Origin of the sequence: Anaerotignum sp. MB30-C6, assembly GCF_030908465.1 — a bacterium.
Taxonomy (GTDB): Bacteria; Bacillota; Clostridia; order Lachnospirales; family Anaerotignaceae; genus Chakrabartyella.
In genome coordinates this window covers 1,756,596-1,775,709 of the sequence record NZ_CP133078.1, presented here as the reverse complement: position 1 = coordinate 1,775,709, position 19,114 = coordinate 1,756,596, and the positions used below count along the sequence as shown (strand labels likewise).

15 protein-coding genes are annotated in these 19,114 nt (G+C 39.0%); 9 read left to right on the top strand and 6 right to left on the bottom strand.

The window, feature by feature from the left end; all coding sequences use genetic code 11:
• Positions 1-71: 71 nt before the first annotated feature.
• The 7 genes from RBQ60_RS08835 to RBQ60_RS08805 all read left to right on the top strand — a co-directional run bounded on the left by RBQ60_RS08835 (position 72) and on the right by RBQ60_RS08805 (position 7,672).
• The gene (locus tag RBQ60_RS08835) at positions 72-1,577 is read left to right on the top strand and encodes a sugar ABC transporter ATP-binding protein (protein ID WP_307883327.1); all 1,506 of its coding nucleotides are present in this window, start codon (positions 72-74) and stop codon (positions 1,575-1,577) included.
• Between the two features lie 25 nt (positions 1,578-1,602).
• Positions 1,603-2,580 carry an ABC transporter permease gene (locus RBQ60_RS08830; RefSeq protein WP_307883326.1) on the top strand — a complete coding sequence of 326 codons (978 nt, stop codon included), beginning with the start codon at positions 1,603-1,605 and terminating at the stop codon, positions 2,578-2,580.
• 20 nt (positions 2,581-2,600) lie between these two features.
• Positions 2,601-3,572 carry an ROK family protein gene (locus tag RBQ60_RS08825; protein WP_307883325.1) on the top strand — a complete coding sequence of 324 codons (972 nt, stop codon included), beginning with the start codon at positions 2,601-2,603 and terminating at the stop codon, positions 3,570-3,572.
• Between the two features lie 16 nt (positions 3,573-3,588).
• On the top strand, positions 3,589-4,467 hold the full coding sequence (locus RBQ60_RS08820; RefSeq protein ID WP_307883324.1) for a class II fructose-bisphosphate aldolase: 879 nt from the start codon (positions 3,589-3,591) through the stop codon (positions 4,465-4,467).
• Positions 4,468-4,478: 11 nt separating this feature from the next.
• Positions 4,479-5,438: a 6-phosphofructokinase gene (locus tag RBQ60_RS08815; protein WP_307883323.1), complete on the top strand. Its 960-nt coding sequence runs from the start codon at positions 4,479-4,481 to the stop codon at positions 5,436-5,438.
• Positions 5,365-6,741, top strand: a complete 1,377-nt coding sequence (locus RBQ60_RS08810; RefSeq protein WP_307883322.1) for a class II D-tagatose-bisphosphate aldolase, non-catalytic subunit — start codon at positions 5,365-5,367, stop codon at positions 6,739-6,741. Before RBQ60_RS08815 ends, RBQ60_RS08810 begins: the two co-directional genes overlap by 74 nt.
• A gap of 583 nt (positions 6,742-7,324) precedes the next feature.
• The gene (locus RBQ60_RS08805; RefSeq protein WP_307883321.1) at positions 7,325-7,672 is read left to right on the top strand and encodes a four-helix bundle copper-binding protein; all 348 of its coding nucleotides are present in this window, start codon (positions 7,325-7,327) and stop codon (positions 7,670-7,672) included.
• Between the two features lie 148 nt (positions 7,673-7,820).
• On the opposite strand, the gene RBQ60_RS08800 is transcribed toward RBQ60_RS08805, so the two are convergent.
• From RBQ60_RS08800 to RBQ60_RS08785, 4 genes are all read right to left on the bottom strand, one after another.
• The gene (locus tag RBQ60_RS08800) at positions 7,821-8,225 is read right to left on the bottom strand and encodes an arsenate reductase ArsC (RefSeq protein WP_307883320.1); all 405 of its coding nucleotides are present in this window, start codon (positions 8,223-8,225) and stop codon (positions 7,821-7,823) included.
• A gap of 215 nt (positions 8,226-8,440) precedes the next feature.
• Positions 8,441-8,788 (bottom strand): thioredoxin family protein, encoded by a 348-nt coding sequence (locus RBQ60_RS08795; RefSeq protein WP_307883319.1) that lies wholly within the window; start codon positions 8,786-8,788, stop codon positions 8,441-8,443.
• A 16-nt stretch (positions 8,789-8,804) separates the two neighbouring features.
• Positions 8,805-9,767, bottom strand: a complete 963-nt coding sequence (locus RBQ60_RS08790; protein ID WP_442871387.1) for a permease — start codon at positions 9,765-9,767, stop codon at positions 8,805-8,807.
• Between the two features lie 136 nt (positions 9,768-9,903).
• Positions 9,904-10,209, bottom strand: coding sequence for an ArsR/SmtB family transcription factor (locus RBQ60_RS08785; RefSeq protein WP_307883317.1), 306 nt, complete (start codon positions 10,207-10,209; stop codon positions 9,904-9,906).
• A 375-nt stretch (positions 10,210-10,584) separates the two neighbouring features.
• Here RBQ60_RS08785 and RBQ60_RS08780 point away from each other — a divergent pair, with 375 nt between their 5' ends.
• Together RBQ60_RS08780 and RBQ60_RS08775 are read left to right on the top strand one after the other, a co-directional pair.
• Complete coding sequence (locus RBQ60_RS08780) at positions 10,585-11,466, top strand: hypothetical protein (protein WP_307883316.1); 882 nt, start codon at positions 10,585-10,587, stop codon at positions 11,464-11,466.
• Between the two features lie 40 nt (positions 11,467-11,506).
• Positions 11,507-16,867 carry an InlB B-repeat-containing protein gene (locus tag RBQ60_RS08775; protein WP_307883315.1) on the top strand — a complete coding sequence of 1,787 codons (5,361 nt, stop codon included), beginning with the start codon at positions 11,507-11,509 and terminating at the stop codon, positions 16,865-16,867.
• A gap of 380 nt (positions 16,868-17,247) precedes the next feature.
• On the opposite strand, the gene RBQ60_RS08770 is transcribed toward RBQ60_RS08775, so the two are convergent.
• Together RBQ60_RS08770 and RBQ60_RS08765 are read right to left on the bottom strand one after the other, a co-directional pair.
• On the bottom strand, positions 17,248-18,465 hold the full coding sequence (locus tag RBQ60_RS08770; protein ID WP_001291561.1) for a tyrosine-type recombinase/integrase: 1,218 nt from the start codon (positions 18,463-18,465) through the stop codon (positions 17,248-17,250).
• 81 nt (positions 18,466-18,546) lie between these two features.
• Positions 18,547-18,750: an excisionase gene (locus RBQ60_RS08765; protein WP_000814511.1), complete on the bottom strand. Its 204-nt coding sequence runs from the start codon at positions 18,748-18,750 to the stop codon at positions 18,547-18,549.
• Between the last annotated feature and the right edge of the window lie 364 nt (positions 18,751-19,114).

Below are 19,114 nucleotides of genomic sequence, written 5' to 3'. Positions count from 1 at the left end.
TTAAGATGAGTTGTTTCAACTCATCTTAAAGTTTATTATAAGCAAATTTTTTAGTAGGGAAGGAAGATTCAATGAATCCGTGTTTGCAAGTGAAAAATATTTCAAAAAGATTTCTAGGTGTCAAAGCACTTACAGACGTTTCCATGGATTTTTACCCAGGGGAGATGCATTGTCTTTTGGGAGAAAATGGTGCAGGAAAATCTACTTTAATTAAAATCATTTCTGGCGTATATGATGCCACCGAAGGAAAAATTATTTATAATGGCCAAACGGTGAGTTTTCAAAACCCACGTCAAGCATTGGATGCAGGAATTTCTGTGATCCATCAAGAGCTGAGTATCGCCAACGATTTAACAGTAGCGGAAAATATCTTCTTGGGCGCAGAACAAAGGCAGGACTTTAAAATGCTTTTGGATAGAAAACGAATGAATAAAGAAGCCCAGAATATCTTGGACTTCATGAAGGTAGATATTAAAGCCACACAAATCGCAAGGGAACTAACAGCAGCCCAGCAGCAGATGGTGGAGATTGCTAAGGTTATGACGAAGAAATCAAAAGTAGTAATTATGGACGAACCAACGTCTTCGTTATCAGAGCACGAAATCAATGCTTTGTTTGAACAGATTGATATATTAAAGAAACAAAATGTAGCCATTATCTACATTACCCATAGACTGAAGGAAATGTTTTTAATGGGAGAAAAAGTCACAGTTTTACGTGATGGTTATAAGGTGGACACGTTCCAAATTGCAGATGTAACTGAAAAAGAACTGGTGGCAAGTATGGTAGGGCGTGAAATCAAAGATTATTACAACAGACAAGAGCATGTTGCCAAAGAGGAATTGCTGAGAGTCGAAGGACTCACTGGCAAAAAAGGTGAGTTTAAGAATATTAATTTTGTGGCACATGCAGGAGAAATTGTAGGTTTTGCAGGGCTGGTTGGTGCGGGACGTACAGAGGTGATGGAGGCAATCTTTGGGGCGAGACCCTTTACCCAGGGTAAAATTTACGTTTCTGGTAAAGAAGTTTCTTTCAAAAGTCCCATTGATGCCATTAATGCACATATTGGATTTGTTACAGAAGATAGACGTCGTACAGGTTTAATGTTAAACGCTATGATAAAAAACAACGTAGTTTTGCCGAGTCTTACGAAAAATTGTAAAAAATGTGGTTTTCTAAACTTGAAATGGGAAAAAGACGTGAGTGAAGACTATGTGAATAAGCTTAAGGTTAGAACTCCTGGAATTAGCACGGTAATTGCCAACCTTTCTGGAGGAAACCAGCAAAAAGTAATCTTGGCTAAATGGTTACTGGCAGATTCAAAAATTTTGATTTTGGATGAACCCACAAGGGGAATCGACGTAAATGCAAAATCAGAATTTTATGCACTGATGAATGCCTTTGTGGCAAATGGAGGGTGCATTATTATGGTGTCCTCTGAGCTGCCAGAAGTTTTAGGCAACAGTGACCGTATTATCGTTATGAGAGAAGGCGAAATCGCAGGGGAATTACATTACAAGGATGCGACTGAGCAAAATGTAATTGAACTTGCAAGTTTACATAGTAAAAGTACTTAAGACTAGTTATTGAGAGGTATATGATATGGAAAAATTGAAAGCATGGTTAAAGAAAAATATGGTTATTGTGTTTTTAATCGGTTTGTGTATTGGGTTTGGTGTAACAACAGACACATTTTTCACAACAAAAAATGTTATGAACCTGACCTCACAAATGGCCATTAATGCACTTTTAGCTACTGGTCTTACATATGTAATTATTCTTGGTGGTATTGATATTTCTGTAGGCTCGGTAGCAGCCCTGGCAGGCGTATTTTCTGCCATGGTTGGTTTGTTGTTTCCTGAAATGTCTGTGTTTATGTCAATTATAATCCTTGTTGTTTCTGCCTTAATCATAGGTGGTGTCTGCGGATTTTTCAATGGAATTATGATTACAAAGTTTAAAGTAGTGCCTATGATTACCACATTGGCTACGATGACCATTGCCAGAGGTGCGACTTATATCATCACCGGCGGAACTGCTGTGTTTGGCTTGCCATCTCAGTTTTCTTGGTTAGGTGCAGGCCGTTTGTTGACTACAGATTCCCACCCAAATGGGATCATTCCAATTATTACTTTATTCACCGTTATTGTAGTAGCTTTGATGCACGTATTGTTGTCACAAACTGTGTTCGGTAGACATGTATATGCAACTGGTTCCAATTTGCAGGTGGCTCACTTAAGTGGTATTAATACCAATAGAGTAATCATGAAATCTCATATTTTATGTTCTATCATGGCTGCTTTAGGTGGTGTTTTGGTTGCTTCTAAATTGCAAAATGGGCAGCCTGGCGCATGTGAAGGTTATGAAATGTATGCCATCGCATCTACTGTATTAGGCGGTACTAGCCTTTCTGGCGGTAGCGGGTCTGTTGGTCGTGCAATGTTTGGTGTTGCCATCATTGCCGTAATCAATAATGGTATGAACTTGTTGTCTATCTCTTCCTATTGGCAAAAGGTAGTAATCGGCAGCATTATCTTATTGGCAGTTATCTTTGATATGGCACAAAAGAAAAAGGCATAAGGCTTGGAAAAGGGTGTAGCATGAAATACTATTTGATTTTAGATATTGGTGGAACAAAAACTTCCGGGGCATTGTTTACAGAAGATGGGAAAATCGTTGAGGACTATGTGCATGTATCCCCCTCTAAGACATTCTTGGGGGAAGAGGCCGTATATCAGAATACCAAAGATGTATTGGTGCATATTATAAATCATTTTTCCCTTGAGATGGAAGATGTTTTAGGAATCGGGGTGGGAAGCCCTGGACCCTTGGATGCAGAAAAAGGTATTATTATACATGCCCCTTTGATGGGGTGGCGAAATTTCCCCATAGTAGAACGTTTGGAGGCAGACTTTGGCAAAAAAGTTTTGTTGGACAATGATGGTAACCTAGGTGCACTTGCCGAGGTGCGAATGGGTGTGGCTAAGGGTTTGCAAAATGTAATTTATATGACGGTGAGTACAGGCTGTGGCGGTGGCATCGTTGTAAATGGCCAGGTGTATCGTGGCAGCTCCTTTGGAGCAGGGGAAGTGGGGCATATGTCTATTATGCCTGAAGGTTTAACGTGTCCTTGCGGCAGCGTAGGTTGTTTTGAATTATATGCCTCAGGCACTGCTATCAATAATCGTTTGCTTATAGATATGGAAAAAGGTATCCAAAGCAAAGCCTTTGATTTGGCAGAACACAAGGCAGAAAATTTAAACGGAAAGGTGCTAAATAAAGCCGCAGAACTTGGTGATGCTTATGCCCTTGAAGTTTACCGTAAGGAAGGGTATTATCTAGGGATAGGAATTGCCAACCAATTTAACTTCTTTAATCCCCAGACCATTGTTTTAGGCGGTGGGGTTACAAAGGCAAAAAAATTTTTCCATGAAACATTGATGGAAACTTTAAAACAACGCTGTATTCAGCCAATCGATGATGGTTCTGTAAGGTATTCGATTATGAATGATAGAGTAGTACTTTATGGCGCATATTGTTTGATTAAAGAATATACAGATAAAACTTATTGAGATAGGAGTGTTTAAAATGGGAGATGTGAAAATGAGAGGTTTAGTAACTTTAAAAGAGATTTTAAAGAATACAAGAAAAGAAGGTTATGCAGTAGGTGGTTTTAATTTCAACAGCTATGAAGATGCACAAGGAATTATTAACGGCGCAGTAGAAAAAAATTCACCTGTGATTTTAATGGCATCTATGGGTGCTTGCAAATATATTGGGTTGCATCAAACAGTAGGAATGATTAAAGGGATGGCAGCATCCGTCGATATTCCTGTTTGCTTGCATTTAGACCATGCGACAGATAAGGAATTTATTAAGGAAGCAATCAAAGCAGGTTTCTCCTCTGTTATGATTGATGCATCCGAAAAAGATTACGAAACAAACATTAGGGATACCAAAGAGATTGTTGACTTTGCAAAAGCTTATAATTGTTCCGTAGAATCCGAGCTTGGCAAAGTAGGTGGCAAGGAAGAAAACATCGTAGTTTCTGAAAAAGATGCATTGTTTACAAAAGCTGCCGACGTACCTCGTTTCGTAGAAGAAACAGGGATTGATGCCTTGGCAATTGCTTTTGGCTCTGTCCATGGATTTTACAAAAGCGAACCAAAGTTGGATTTTGAAAGGCTTGAAGAAATTTCAAAAATTACAGATTGCCCCTTGGTATTACATGGTGGTACTGGCATTCCTGTGGAAGACTTTAAAAAGTGCGTAACGCTTGGAATTTCTAAAATCAACGTAGGTACAGAGTTGAAAAAGACTTATACCGACGCAGTAAGAAAAATGTGTAACGAACTGCCAGAAAAGGAAGTGGACCCTAGAAAATATATGGCACCCGTTAAGGTTGCTTGCGCTGAAGTGGTAAAAGGGAAAATCGAAGTATTTGGTAGCGCAAATAAATCTTTATAAGAGGTAAGCCAATGAATATTGCTGTAATTACGAGCGGTGGGGACTCTTCGGGAATGAACCCCTGCCTTGCTCAAATTGTAAAGTGTGCAACACAACAGGGACATGTTGTTTATGGATACAGACGTGGATTTTTGGGTATCCGGGACAACGATTATACCATACTTCGTCCCTGTGATGTGCAGGATTGGCATAAAAAAGGCGGTACTGAACTTCGTACTGGAAGATTCCCTGAGCTGAAAGAAAAGGAAAATCAAGAGCTTTTAATTGCACAGTTGGCCAAAAACCAAATCGATGCATTAATTGTTTTGGGTGGAGATGGAAGTTTTAAAGGTGCCAGAGAATTAAGTGGATTAAACCCACAAATGAATATCGTGGGCATCCCTTGTACCATTGATAATAATATTTATGGAAGTGATTATACTTTAGGTTATGATACTGCCCTAAATAAGCAGGTGGATTACCTCGATGGCATCAGTGATACGGGTATGGCTATGCCAGGCAGAGTATTTTTTGTGGAAACCTTAGGCGCTTGGGATGGTTACCTAACCCATAGTTCTGTATTGATGGGTATGGCGGACTTTAGTGTCTTGGTGGAAAAGCCTATGACCAATGAGAAGATTGCACAAGAAGTTCTAAGGATACGAAACAGTGGAGAGAAAGATTATGTCGTTGTAATGTTTGCCGAAGGTGATAGCGAAAATACCATTACTAGAATGGTGGATGCGGCAGATTATGTAAAGAAGAACCACGGGTTGAATGTAAAGTGCAACCTTGTAGGGTTTCAGCAACGAGGTGGTGTGCCCACTGCCACAGACCGTTTGAGAGCTGCAGGATTTGCACAGTATGCAGTAAACGCTGTGACAAATAAAATTCAGAATGTGTATGTGGTGTACACTGATGGAAAGTATCAGTATATGGATATTGAACATGCGTTCCAAAGAAAAACGTTTGATGAATTTGAGATTAAGTGACAAGGATTTGGTGGCCATGGAAAATATTTTGAAACAAATATTGAAAGGTAGGGGCTTTTTCAACGGAATTGCTTCTTACTGTACTGCAAATACATTGGTTATTGAGGCATTATTGCAAAATGCAAAAAATACTCAAAAACCAGTGCTAATTGAGGCTACAGCTAATCAGGTTAATCAATATGGTGGGTATACAGGAATGACTCCCCAAGAATTTGCTGATTTTGTCTATCATATTGCGGATCAGATGGGTTGTAATAGAAGTTTAATTATTTTAGGAGGGGACCATTTGGGTCCCCTAACATTTAAAAGCCATCCTGAGGAAGAAGCCATGGAAAAGGCAAAGGTTTTGGTACGAGAGTATGTGAAAGCAGGCTTTACCAAAATCCATTTGGATACCAGTATGAAATTGGCTAGTGATGCAAAGGAAGAACCCCTAAGTACGAAAACCATTGCGAAAAGAGGGGCAGTGTTATATCAGGCTTGTATGGATGCCTTTTCTCAGATGAGGGGAAAGGTCATTCAAAAACCTGTTTTTGTCATCGGTAGTGAAGTGCCTATTCCAGGGGGAGCAACGGAAGAAGAAGAAGGAATTTCTGTTACGAAGATAACGGATTTTGTTGATACCGTAGAAACCTACAAAGAGGTTTTTAAGGAACATCGTATTTCCCAAGCATGGGAAAACATCATCGCTGTAGTGGTGCAACCGGGAGTGGAATTTGGCGATTCCCAGGTGTTTTATTATAACCGTGAAGAGGCAAAAGGCCTGTGCCATAGCTTGAAGGACTATCCAACCTTGGTTTTTGAAGGACACTCTACCGATTATCAGACAAAGGAAAAGTTAAAAGAAATGGTGGAGGATGGCATTGCCATTCTGAAAGTTGGTCCAGCTTTGACATTCCGTTTAAGAGAAGCCTTGTTTTCCCTTAGTTTGATGGAAAAAGAATTGATATCCAAAGAAAAACAAGCTTGTTTCATTGAAGTGTTGGAGGAAGTGATGCTGGCGGAGCCAGAAAATTGGATAAATCACTATCATGGAAACGAGGAAGAAATAGCTTTGGCCAGAAAATATAGCTATTCTGACCGTTGCAGATATTATTTGACCAATCCCCGTGTGCAAGAAGCAATACAAATATTGCTCCGAAACATTGACCATGTTGGAATTCCTCTAAACTTATTGCATCAATATATGCCTAACCAGTATGAAAAAGTAGTACGAGGCCAATTAAAAAACCATGCAAAGCAATTGGTGTATGATGCTGTATTGGAAGTCGTATCTACCTACGAATATGCAGTTAGAAATTAATATTCAATTGAAAAAGTTGATGGATTAACCCTTGCGGATTTCAAAGATTTGCAAGGGTTTTTGTTTTGTTATTCGTTTTGTTTATTTTAGTTTATATTATGATTTCAGATATTTTTACTTTTTATTTCGTTTAACGGGTTTTACGGAAGAAAAAGTAAAATTTCAAGTTATTTCTATGTTGTCCAATAGCGGGTATACAACACACCTACCACCAGTTGAACTGTTGGTTATTTCTGCCTTACTGTAATTATAACATACTAAAAATAGTAGTCCTTAAAAATATATAACTTCGGCAAGGGTAAAAGAAAATTTGCGAAATTTTCGCCTATTATGTTTCCAATAAAAACTGTTTTCAAACTTCATAAAAATTGGAAGATTGCCAAAAAATTAGTCATGATTCCCATGTCAATCGGTTTGCTCTGACTAAGTTTTTAGGGACTAAAATCAAAAAGGGGTACGATGTAGAAACTACCCCATGGAATAGGAGCAATGAATGGTATTAGTGTACTCCTAAAAAAGATGAATATAATTCCAAATTTAACGAATACTACTAAATGTAAAAATAATTTTATGAGGTGAGAAAATGGGTATTGTAACAAAGGCAACAGACAAATATCAGTCCTGCATTGTAGCTTGCGCAAAGTGTACGCAAGCATGCTATGAGTGTTTTACTGCTTGTCTGAATGAACCAGATTTAAATGAAAGAAAAAAATGTGTAAGCATGCTGGTTGAATGTGCCATGATGTGTCAGATGTCCGTTAGCATGATGTCTATGAATGGTCAATTCTCTGCACAACACTGTCAATTATGCGCTCAAATTTGTGAAGCCTGTGCCCAAGAATGCGCCATGTTTAAAGATGAACACTGTAAAAAGTGTGCAGATATCTGTAAAATATGTGCTGATGAGTGCAAAAAAATGGCGGTTATGTAATATGATGTTAAGCCAATAGTTCTTCTATTGGCTTTCATTCATACATAATTGTTAACCAAAGATATGAGAGCTAGGGATTTACTCCATGATTCTTTCTTTATAGTTTAAAAAAATGCGGGCAAGTATGGATCTCGCCTGCATTTTTTTCTTATAAAGTACCACTTTTGATTCGGTGGGACAAATCTAAAATATTACGCTCTATATCTTTCATAACTTCTTTAAACTCAGCGTCAGGTTTACCAGTTGGATCATCTAGTCCCCAGTCCTCATGATGTTTGGAAGGATGAGTAGGGCACTGCACATTGCAACCCATTGTCACTACAATGTCCACAGCGGGGATCTCACCAATTAACTTGCTGTACTGGGTCTCCTCCATATTAATAGAATAATGCTCTTTCATCAGCCTTACAGCATCTTGATTGATTTTTGGCTTCGTTTCAGTGCCAGCAGAATAGCTTTCAAACACATCGGAAGCAAGATGTTTTCCCAAGGCCTCAGCCATTTGGCTGCGACAGGAGTTATGAACACAAATAAATGCTACTTTTAATTTCATCTTAGAACCAACCTTTCCTTTTTGCTTATTACACAAATCAACTAACTATATTACAATCAGCAAATGATAATCAAACGTGTACTTTTTATTAATTTAATCAATTCTGATTCGTGGAACACCCTACCAGTGTGTTCTCTGTCGTTAAGCATAGCCCTTTAGGAAATAAACCATCTAAGCACCCCTGACACCATGAGTATCATGGCATTTTGCTACAATTAGTTTACCCCGTTTTGTTTCAGAAGGTCCACAATTTCCTCTTTTTTCAGGACTTTGCCGTAGGAAACCACTTTTCCATCCACCACAAGGGCAGGTGTGGTCATTACACCATAATTAGCGATTTGTGCAAAATCAGTCACGTGGTCAATGGCAGTATCCACACCAAGTTCTAATAACGCCTCTTTTGCTGCCGCTTCCAGCTGATTGCATTTGGTGCAACCAGAACCAAGAACCTTAATAGCGGCGTTACCGCTTTTGTTCATTTCTCCTAGTTCCTTCATTTCTGGGTTACAGTTCCCTCCACAACTACAAGTTTTCACTTCTTTCTTCCTTCTAAACAGACCCATTAATCAGTTCCTCCTTTTAAATTAAAAAATGTTGTAATGCATTAAACAAATAGCCTACTAAAATGATGCCGATGGCACAAATACCGACAAATACGCCCAAAAGTTTTGGCTTTACAGCCTTGCGAAGCATAATCATTGAGGGCAAGCTTAGTGTGGTAACTGCCATCATAAAACTGAGAACCGTACCAAGTTGTGCCCCTTTATATAGAAGGGCCTCTGCAACAGGGATGGTGCCAAAAATATCAGCATACATAGGTACACCTACTAAGGTAGCGATGATAACGCCAAAGGGATTATTCGTTCCAAGGACCTCTTCAATCAAGTTTTGAGGAATCCAATTGTGTATGATAGCTCCAATTCCAACACCAACCAAAATGTAGGGGAGTACTTTTTTAAAAGTAGAAACTACTTGCTCCTTGGCAAATATCACCCGTTCTTTTCTGGTGAGCATAGGAGACTCTATATCCACACTACTGGCACTTAGAATAAACCCTTCTACATACTGTTCCATATGCAGCTTTTCGATGATTTTGCCCCCGATAATAGCAATCACTAAGCCAATCAACACATACATTATGGCAACCTTTGCACCGAAAATGCTCATAAGAAGTACAAGACTACCAAGATCAACCATTGGCGAGGAAATCAAAAAGGAAAAGGTCACACCGATAGGCAATCCTGCACTGGTAAATCCCATGAATAGGGGTATTGAAGAACAAGAGCAAAAGGGTGTTACTGTTCCTAGAAGAGCAGAAGCAGCATTTGCCGAAATCCCCCGAAAGCCACCTAATATTTTTTTACTTCGTTCAGGCGGAAAGTAACTCTGAATATAGGAAATGGCAAAAATCAATAGGAACAACAAAGCCATAATTTTTATGACATCATAAAAAAAGAACTGTATGCTTCCCCCAAGTCGGCTAGTAATATCAATACCTACAGCAGAAAGTAAATCTCCAATCAGGTTGTTTAGCCACTTCATACCAAGTATATGATCCTGTAAGAATAGAAAAATAGATTTTAATGTTTGCAAGATAATTCCCCCTTAACTTAATACATCAAAAAAAATTGATATGACTTCCTTAAGAAAAACCATCTTTTCGATGGTTTCTTTTTATTTAGCATTTCTCTAGTATCTGTTCTACGTATGGTGTAGTGAGCTGTTGCAAAAGCTCTGAGGCATATTTACTGCCAGATTCGCTCAAACGGTAGTGTGTCCACTTACCTTCTTGTCGGCTATCTACCACACCGGACTCACATAAAATTTTCATATGATAGGATAAGGAGGACTGCCCAATTTCCATCTGATCAATCAGTACACATGCGCACTTTTCTCCACTTCGAAGCAGTTCTAAAATAGCAAGCCGCTTCTCATCGCAAAATGCTTTGAAAACCTTTGCACATTTTTCATGGGTATTTTCCATGTCTCATCACCTCAAATCAACTTTTTCTGATATGAAAAGTATAAGTTTTTTTACACTCTATGTCAATGAAAAAATTGTTTTCAACAAAAGTCAGCGGTTTTTTTAAAAATGCTTTTTTTGTAACCGATATGTTACTTTAAAGGTCTAATATTAGATTATGGCAAAAAATGGATTATTTCTTTGGAAGAAACAATTTGCACATCAAGTTGCATGAAAGTGTATGAAATCAACTATTATGGGTAAATCTACCACGAGCGTTTATCTTCGTAAATTTGGTTTCATTCTATTTTACAATGCTGCTGAGAATGCGTTAAACAGAAAGAAAATGAAATAAGCATCATGATGGAAAGCTTAAAATTATAGGAGGGGTTTCAAGTGAAATTTAAATTAGGACTAACAATAACTTTATGTGTGGCACTAGGTACTGCAAACGCAGTGATATTTGCAGATGAACAAAGTGCTGCTTTAAAAGAAACTGCTGTTGCAGATGCAGCAACACCCGAAGTTGTAAACCAAACAACTGGTAATGCTTTAGATGAAACAGCTGGCGGCGTTGTAGATGAAGCTACTGGCGATGTAGCAGACGAAACAACGGGTGATTCGGCAGACGAAACAACTGGCGACGTTGTAGACGAAACAACGGGTGATGGGGCAGACGAAACAACTGGCGATGTTGTAGACGAAACAACGGGTGATGGGGCAGACGAAACAACGGGTGATGGGGCAGACGAAACAACTGGCGATGTTGTTGACGAAACAACGGGTGATGCGGCAGACGAAACAACTGGCGATGTTGTAGACGAAACAACGGGTGATGTTGTAGACGAAACGACTGGCGATGTTGTAGACGAAACGACTGGTGATGTGGTGGATGAAACAACGGGTGATGTGGTGGAAGAGGTAGAGGGAGAGGTTACTGAAATCCCTGAAGAAGAGGTTCCATTAGTAGAAGAGGTTCCTCTAGTAGAAGAACTTCCTTTACTCGAATTGGTTCAAGAAGAAGCAACATTAATCATTACTCATAGATTAAATTGTGACGTGATCGAAGGTGTTCATGAACAGGTTGTTACTGGGCTCAAGGCAGGTGAAACAGTAAATTTAGCTGACTTTGCAAATGTAGATGAGGATATCGTACTAAGCAAAGAGCTTGGCAGTTTCCTATTGGTTGCGGGAGAAAACAAAGCTGAAATTCAATACGAATTTATACAGGAGGTTAAGACTCTTGAGGACGAAACGCAGGAGGAGGGTATAGCATAAGAAACTGAAAAACTTATTTGAAAAGGGAGGCGAGGGGCGAATGAGATTAAAGAAAATGCTGTCATTATTTATGGCTATGCTCATGTGCATAACATTATTGCCAATTCATGTTTTTGCTGAAAGCGAAAGCTTATCTCCAATACTGACCAAAACAGCGGAGTGGGTTAATCAGGAAACTGGTTTGGCAAAAATAACCATGACAGCAAAAGGAACACCTGTAGATGTATCAGAGAATGGTACGGATGTCCTTTTAGTTTTAGATGTTTCAAGTAGTATGAACGATCACCCAACAGAGACCTGTGGGGGTTCTTTAGCAAAAAAATTTTTTGGTCTGTACTATAAGTGCCGAGAATGTAAGGCAGAGTATTGGAACAGTATCCCTTCTGACAAAGTATGCACGAATCAAGTTCCAATAAAAGATAGTCGATGGGATATCGCACAAGAGGCTGTAGATGTATTAGTTGATCAAATTATACCAAACAGTCAAACAGCCAACCGAATGGGTGTTGTCCTTTTTAGCTGTGACAGCAGCTTACGAGCACGGGATGTTAGACGGGGAACCTATGGAGATCATGCAAGAGCAGTTAAAAAAGCGCTCGATTTCACAAATGAAAAAAGTGAAGTCATCGACGCCTGTAACTATAATCCATCAGATGGTACAGACTATACTGGGGCTTTACAAAAAGCATATGATTTGATTGATTCTAGAGATAATAAAAGCCGTCCTGTATATTTAGTTTTTTTATCTGACGGTGTCCCTGGTTCTTGGGTAGTTGATGGCCAAAGCGGCAATTGGATTAATAGCTCTAGCTGGAATGGTGCAAGTGAAATTAACGATTTAAAGAGTGATTCAGATGATAATGATGTTACCATTTATACGGTAGGGTTCGATTTGGATAACGCTGATGCAATCGAGTTATTAGAGAGCCATGCCACAGACTCTGCCTATTCTTACAATATTTCAGATGGTAGTGAATTAAGCGGTTTATTTACTGATATTGGTGAAACCATTGAATCTGGTGTTACTGTTTGGGATACCATTGACAGTGAGTATTTTGCCTTAGCAAAGGAGCCAGAAACAAATCATTCTTATACTGTAACCGATGGTACCGTTCAATGTACCGGAGACAAGAAATTTGTTTGGAATCTGGACAATTTCTCTGAACACGGAGAAACCTTGGAAATTTATATTCAGCTTAAGAACAAATATATGAATAAAAGTGAAGCTTATCCAACCAATGAGATTGATTCGGCTTATGCAAAGTATATAGGTTCGGACGGTGCAAAATCGGATTTACCAGTAAGCGAGACAGACGGTAGTTCTGCTGTACCTACTTTAAATGCAAGAGCAAAAAGCGTAAAAGTAAAATTCAACTTTGTTGGAGAAAATAAAGATAAGGCAAGCTTTAACACCCCCGCTCAAGAAGAACAGACTGTAGAACTGGGAAAAACAGTGATTAAGCCCAGCGTTACTGTTGCCGACGGATACAAAATCACCGATTGGTATCTAACAGCGGATTGTACTGGAAGTGCCTTTGATTTTGACAATCCTATTTCCCATAACAATGCAATTACTTTATCTGCGAGAGTGAATAAAAATATGGAGGCGAAAAAGTCTTATACCGTTGATTTTTATAAGAATGGTACAAAGACCGAAACTGTTTCAGGAAGTGTATGGGCAGGTGAACCAACGATAACTGTTGCTGATGCCATTGCTTTGGCCCAAGGTGATTACTCAAAGTATACCTTCGAAGGGGCAGAGGTTGGTGAAACTGAGTATAAACGACCTACCGATACAATTGTTATCCCTAAAGAAGGTAATACAGTGATTGAGGTGTACTATACTTCTCAAGCAGTAGAGTTAACATTCCAAAGAGGCGACTATGGTAAATTTATCCAGGAATCTGACAAGGAAAAAGCTAGCGTAATCAGAAAGACTCGTTATGAAGAAAACTTTTCTGATGTACCTGTCGTAACCCCTAAACTTGGTTATAAAGCAGTTGGCTGGTATGAAGCCGGGGATAAAGATGAAAAAATTGTGAGCTTCCCTCAAAAAGTCACAGTGGCGAAAACATATGTGATGAAGTATGAGATTGATGAAACTAAGAAGTTCGGATATACTGTAAATCGCTATATCAAGGGTACTACAACGGCAGTGCCTGGCCTTACTGAAAACCAATTTAAAGGCGAGGCTCCTTTGGGAACCTTTGATTGGACCAATGAGGCAAAAACAACAACGGGTTATAAATTAGTAACCAAGCCATTACAGCCTACAAGTATGCCTATTACCTCAGACCCATCGAAGAATATAGCTAATGTATATTACGAGGTAGATGATTCTCAAACCCTTACCTATAGGGTAACCTACCGGAAAGAAGGGGACACCGAACCATTTAAAACTTCTGAAAACACCGTTCTTGTAGCAGATTCAATTGTGGCTTATGATGAAATTGAAATTTTCAAGGCGCCAGAAGGCTTTGAATTTAAGCACAAAGAATTTGGTGGAAAAACATTGAGATCTTCTGACAATGTAACGATTGATTCTTCCAAGAATGAAATTAAGGTAGTCTACAAGAAAATAGACGGTATGTGGTTTGATGTAATATTCTTGGCAGGCGAACGTGGAACACTAAACAATAGTCAGACAGAGGTTGAATTCAAACAAGTATTAAAAGGAAACTCCGTTGAAATTCCTAAAGTAAACCCAGAAGTTGGCTATAAGTTTATTGGTTGGAGAAAAGATGGAGGAACAGCATTAATACAAACACAGGATTTACCGAAAACCATTTCCCAAAATGCAACGTATACCGCAATGTGGGCACCTGATAATGCCACAGTAAGCTTTGAGATTACTGGCGAGAAGCATGGTGCAGTAAACCCTGATAATGCAATAGTGCAAAAAGGCCAAACAACGACGGCACCAACTGTAACAGCTGATAAAGGTTATGTTGTTGATGGTTGGTATACTGACGAAGGTTGTCAAACAAAATTTGGCTTCACCAATCCTATTACAGCGGATACAAAACTGTATGCAAAGGTTGTAATGAATGAAGAATTATGGGCAAAAGTAACATTTAATGCCAGCGCAAATGGTAAACTCAATAACGGTACTGCGGATGTTGATACTGTAGTAACCGATCCTATCCTAATCGGTGAAAAAATAGGTAGAGTAATTCCAACAACAAAACCAAATGAAGGCTTTGAATTTGAGAATTGGTATAAAATGACTGAAATAGATGGCCAAGTAAAAGAAATTCTAGAAACGCCAACGGAAACCACAGAAGTTACAGGAAACTTAACGTATCTTGCTAAGTTCTCAAAATTGTTACAGATTACGTTCGAGGTTGACTTGTTTAAAGCGGCAGAAGGAACATTAGCACCCGATCCCATCACAGGAATTTCTCGAGGGACTTCATGGAATACAATAGAAAGCAAAGTTCCAACAACTATCATTGGTAAAGTTCGTAAGGGCGTGAATAGCCATGACTATGAGTTTGCCGGTTGGACACCAGATATTCCTATGGGTACTGAAACAATAATAAGTGATTTGACTTTCAAAGCCAAGTTTAATGACATCTATACTTTTGTCGTTGAACATGCGGATATAGATGAGGACGGTGTATATCCGAACAAATCAATCGCTCATAACAAAAAGAAACCTAACCTTAGCATTGATAGCAAGGCAAATTACCCTGTAAGGGGTTATGAATTAGCTGAAATTCAAGTTTTTATTGGCAGAGCTGAAAATGAAGCTAGTGGCGAAGATAGTGAAAGACCAATGGCCGTGATTGGTAAGGCCTCCCTAGCTAATAAAGATGAGATGGATAAACTAATCAAAGACCTTAAAGATGGTTATGGAATAACACTGGCAGAAAACGGCACACTCAGTGGGATTATGCCAGAGGATTGTATATGGATTAAATACGGGTACGAGAAAATGCCAGAATATACTGTTGAGTATGTAACGGAAGGTACGGCAACAGATATGCCTGATAACATCACCCCACGTTATAAAGGTGACGAAATAACCATTACTGATGCAAAACCTAAGAGAGATGGTTATGATTTTGGTGGTTGGAAAGTAGTAGATGATGTTGTTACAGTGACAGATAGCAAGTTTACGATGCCTGACCATAATGTAAAACTCAGTGCCATTTGGATACCAAACGAAGATGTTTGGAAGTACACCGTAGAGCATTATTTGGAAGGCTCTACCACACCATTTAGTACTGCCTCCGAATCAGTGCTGAAGAGAGCCCCTGAAGTTAAGTCTATCGTTTTAAATGCTCCTCAGGGTAGCAAACTCAAAGAATATCAGTTCCAAGGTGATCCAACAAACTTACCGATTTCCATTGAGCAAGACGGTCATGTTATCAGTGTGATTTACGAGAAAAATGATTTGGTGGTAAGGCATGTATATGGCACCACCACAGTATACGATACAGCCCAGTCTAAGGCAGATGTGGAAGATGGTTCTATCGTAGTGAATGCTGTTAATAGCGGAAGGTACACAAGAATACGAGCTGTTACAGTAAACGGTGTTCCTGTAGTTGCTGGGCGTTCCATTACAGTAGCGTTTTCAGAACAAAGTAACTACGAAGTTGTGTTTGAGTATCGAAGAAGGAACACTGATTCTGGAGATTCGACAAACACAGGTGGCTCAACAGGCGGCTCCATAGGTGGCGGAAGTGACTTTGGTGAAACGGTAACAATTCTTGAAGAAGAAGTGCCATTGGCTGATGGTTTAAACATGATAAACCATTTTGCATATATTTTTGGCTATAACGATGGTACTGTTAAACCAATGAACAAAATTAGCCGTGAAGAAGTAGCTGCAATTTTCTATCGCTTATTGACAGACGACGTAAGAGAAAGCTTGCAGAGTGCAAATCATAGTTTCCCCGACGTTTCCCATCAAAGATGGTCTAACGCTAGCATTGCCACACTATCAAACGGCGGAATTATTGCTGGCTATCCAGACGGTGGGTTTAAACCTGGCAATGCAATTACCAGAGGGGAATTTGCAGTTATGGTATCCAAGTTCGATAGCTTAAGCAAAACAGAGGAAAATAAATTTAAAGATATCGAAAACCATTGGGCCAAAGACTTTATTAATTCTGCAGCTGAAAAAGGCTGGATTAGTGGTTATCCCGATGGAACATTCCATCCCGATGAGTATATTACCCGTTCGGAAGCCATGACTTTAATCAACTCTGTTTTAAACAGAAAAGTAAGCAAAGAAGGCTTACTTGAAAACGCTAGGTACTGGTCAGATAATCCTACAGAGGCTTGGTACTATGAAGCAGTCATGGAAGCAACAAATTCCCACGACTATACAAGAGAAACACCTGATTCCGAGGAAATATGGACAGCAATTACAGAGGATAAGACTTGGAATTAAAACCAGTCATTGTAGGAAATAAGCACTAAATATAAGGCCCTTGCTGATCATCGATAAGCGAGGGCTTTTTGCTTTAATCTTTCTGCCTCTATTGAATTCCTCTAGAATGGGGATTCTTGTTGTACTAAGGGACGGCGTCACTTCATCTTACTTTCCATCTCACTTTTGTAAGAAAGTCACTGGGAAAAGAACCATTTTTTTATTTTAAACAAAGTATAAATTTCTAATTATCTTTTTATATTTTCTTAAATGCTCGTAAAGCCTTATTCTATGTGCTTTCGAGTATTTTTACTGTAGGAAGATACTTCACGTTTCTTTGCATATTTCCTCATGTCTTAGCTGTCAGAAGTGGTAAATAAGTAGTAAATTCATTTGTACTACTAAGCAACAAGACGCTCCTGTTGCTTCTCTTTATTCAAGCGTTTCATTTCTGCCATTGCAGAATCGAATGTTGCATGTGCGTAATAGTTCAGCGTCATGGCTATATTAGCATGTCCCATAATGTACTGTAATGCCTTTGGATTCATTCCTGCATTTGCATAGTTGGTACAGAATGTATGTCGCAAACTATGTGGAGTGATGTGTGGCAATTTATCCTCGTTATACTTATTGTATTTCTTAACAAGACCTTTCATCATGCCGTTGTAATCACTTGCCACTTTTGGATAGTTCTTTCTATTAAGAAAGAGGAAATCACTATATCCATCAATCTCAACACGCTTATCATTCTTTCGATTCGCTAACACTCGCTTAAATGCTTGATAGGCTTCTTCAACCATAGGAACTTGACGTTCGCCACTTTTGGTCTTTGGTGTTTCAATGTAGTACCCAATTTCAGTATCTCTCAATAGCTGATGGTCTATATTGACAAGACGATTCTCAAAATCTAAATCTGGAAGTGTCAAACCACCAAACTCTGAAATACGAAGACCTGTTTTTAAGAGTATCAGAATTTCATCATAATTTTTGCTGTAGGTTTTATCAGCTTTTGCAAAGGCTAACAGTTTTTCTTCCTGTTCTTCTGTTAGTACGGTCTTAGGGACAGTATCATCATCAAGAACTGCTTTCAGTTGAAAGTCAAATGGATTCTTCCGAACACAATCATCTTGTATAGCAATATAGAATGAAGCCTTTAAAGAACGTTTGTAGTTATTGATGGTTTGATAAGCATAACCATTTTCACTCATTCTAATAGCCCATTCTTTAGCGTCTGATGGCTTAATACTGTCAATACTTCTTACACCTAACTTGTCTTTCTTCAAAATATCCATAAGATATTTGCGTCCAGTTTCAGTGTTTTTTCTAACCTTTGGTCTTTGAGCGTTCTGTTTTGCGTAAAGCTGGCAGAGTGTCATTTTCTTTCCTACAACATCAATACCATCATGAATGTCTTTCTGTAACTCTGCGATTTTCTCTCTAAGTGAGATACAATCACGCTTTCCTGCTGGTACTCGGTCTGTAGCCACAAGTTTCCACGAGTAAACAAATTGCGGTTCTCCAAATGAATCTATATATTTGTATAAGTATCTTCCGTCTTTTCGTTGGCTCTCTCCAGTCTTTAAGATTCGACCTTTATTGTCACGTCTTTTTTCTGACATGGCATTTGCTCCTTTCCTTTATGGAAAGAGCCTTGATACGACTTAATACTATTTTATCATATACAAGACCCTTTGGCGACGCTAGATTGCGTCCAATGTATCTATAATTTTTTCAAATTGTTTTCGTTTAATCTGAATACGATTGCCATTCATAATCAGCCAATTTGCATTTTTATTTTCCTCTGCCAAGCGTCGTAGCTTGTTTTCGCCAATACGAAAATATTTTGACGCTTCTTCAATGGTTAGGGTATAACGTTCCCAAATAGGAATGTCAGTCTGCTTCATAAAATCCTCCTTTCCAAATCACTTATTTGGATTTCATAAAAGTTGTTTTACCAGCAATCGAACAGCTTTAGCAAAGCTCACGGGAGTTCCACCCCTGCATGGTTCTCATGTAGCCATACTCATTGCCTGCGACGGTTTTATCACGCTCGGACTATTGACTGTATGGGAGTATCATTATCACGATAAGAATGTCGTTGCAGGCAATCCTGCTAAAGATTGCTTCTCGGATCACTAACATGAATCGCTCGCTATCTTTATAAGATAGGTCATGGCGGTTAGTTCCGTTGGCTCTTTTCTTATCGAAACGTATTCGATTACTTTTATTCAGTTTTCAAAGAACAATGGCTCGTTAGCCTATCAAAAC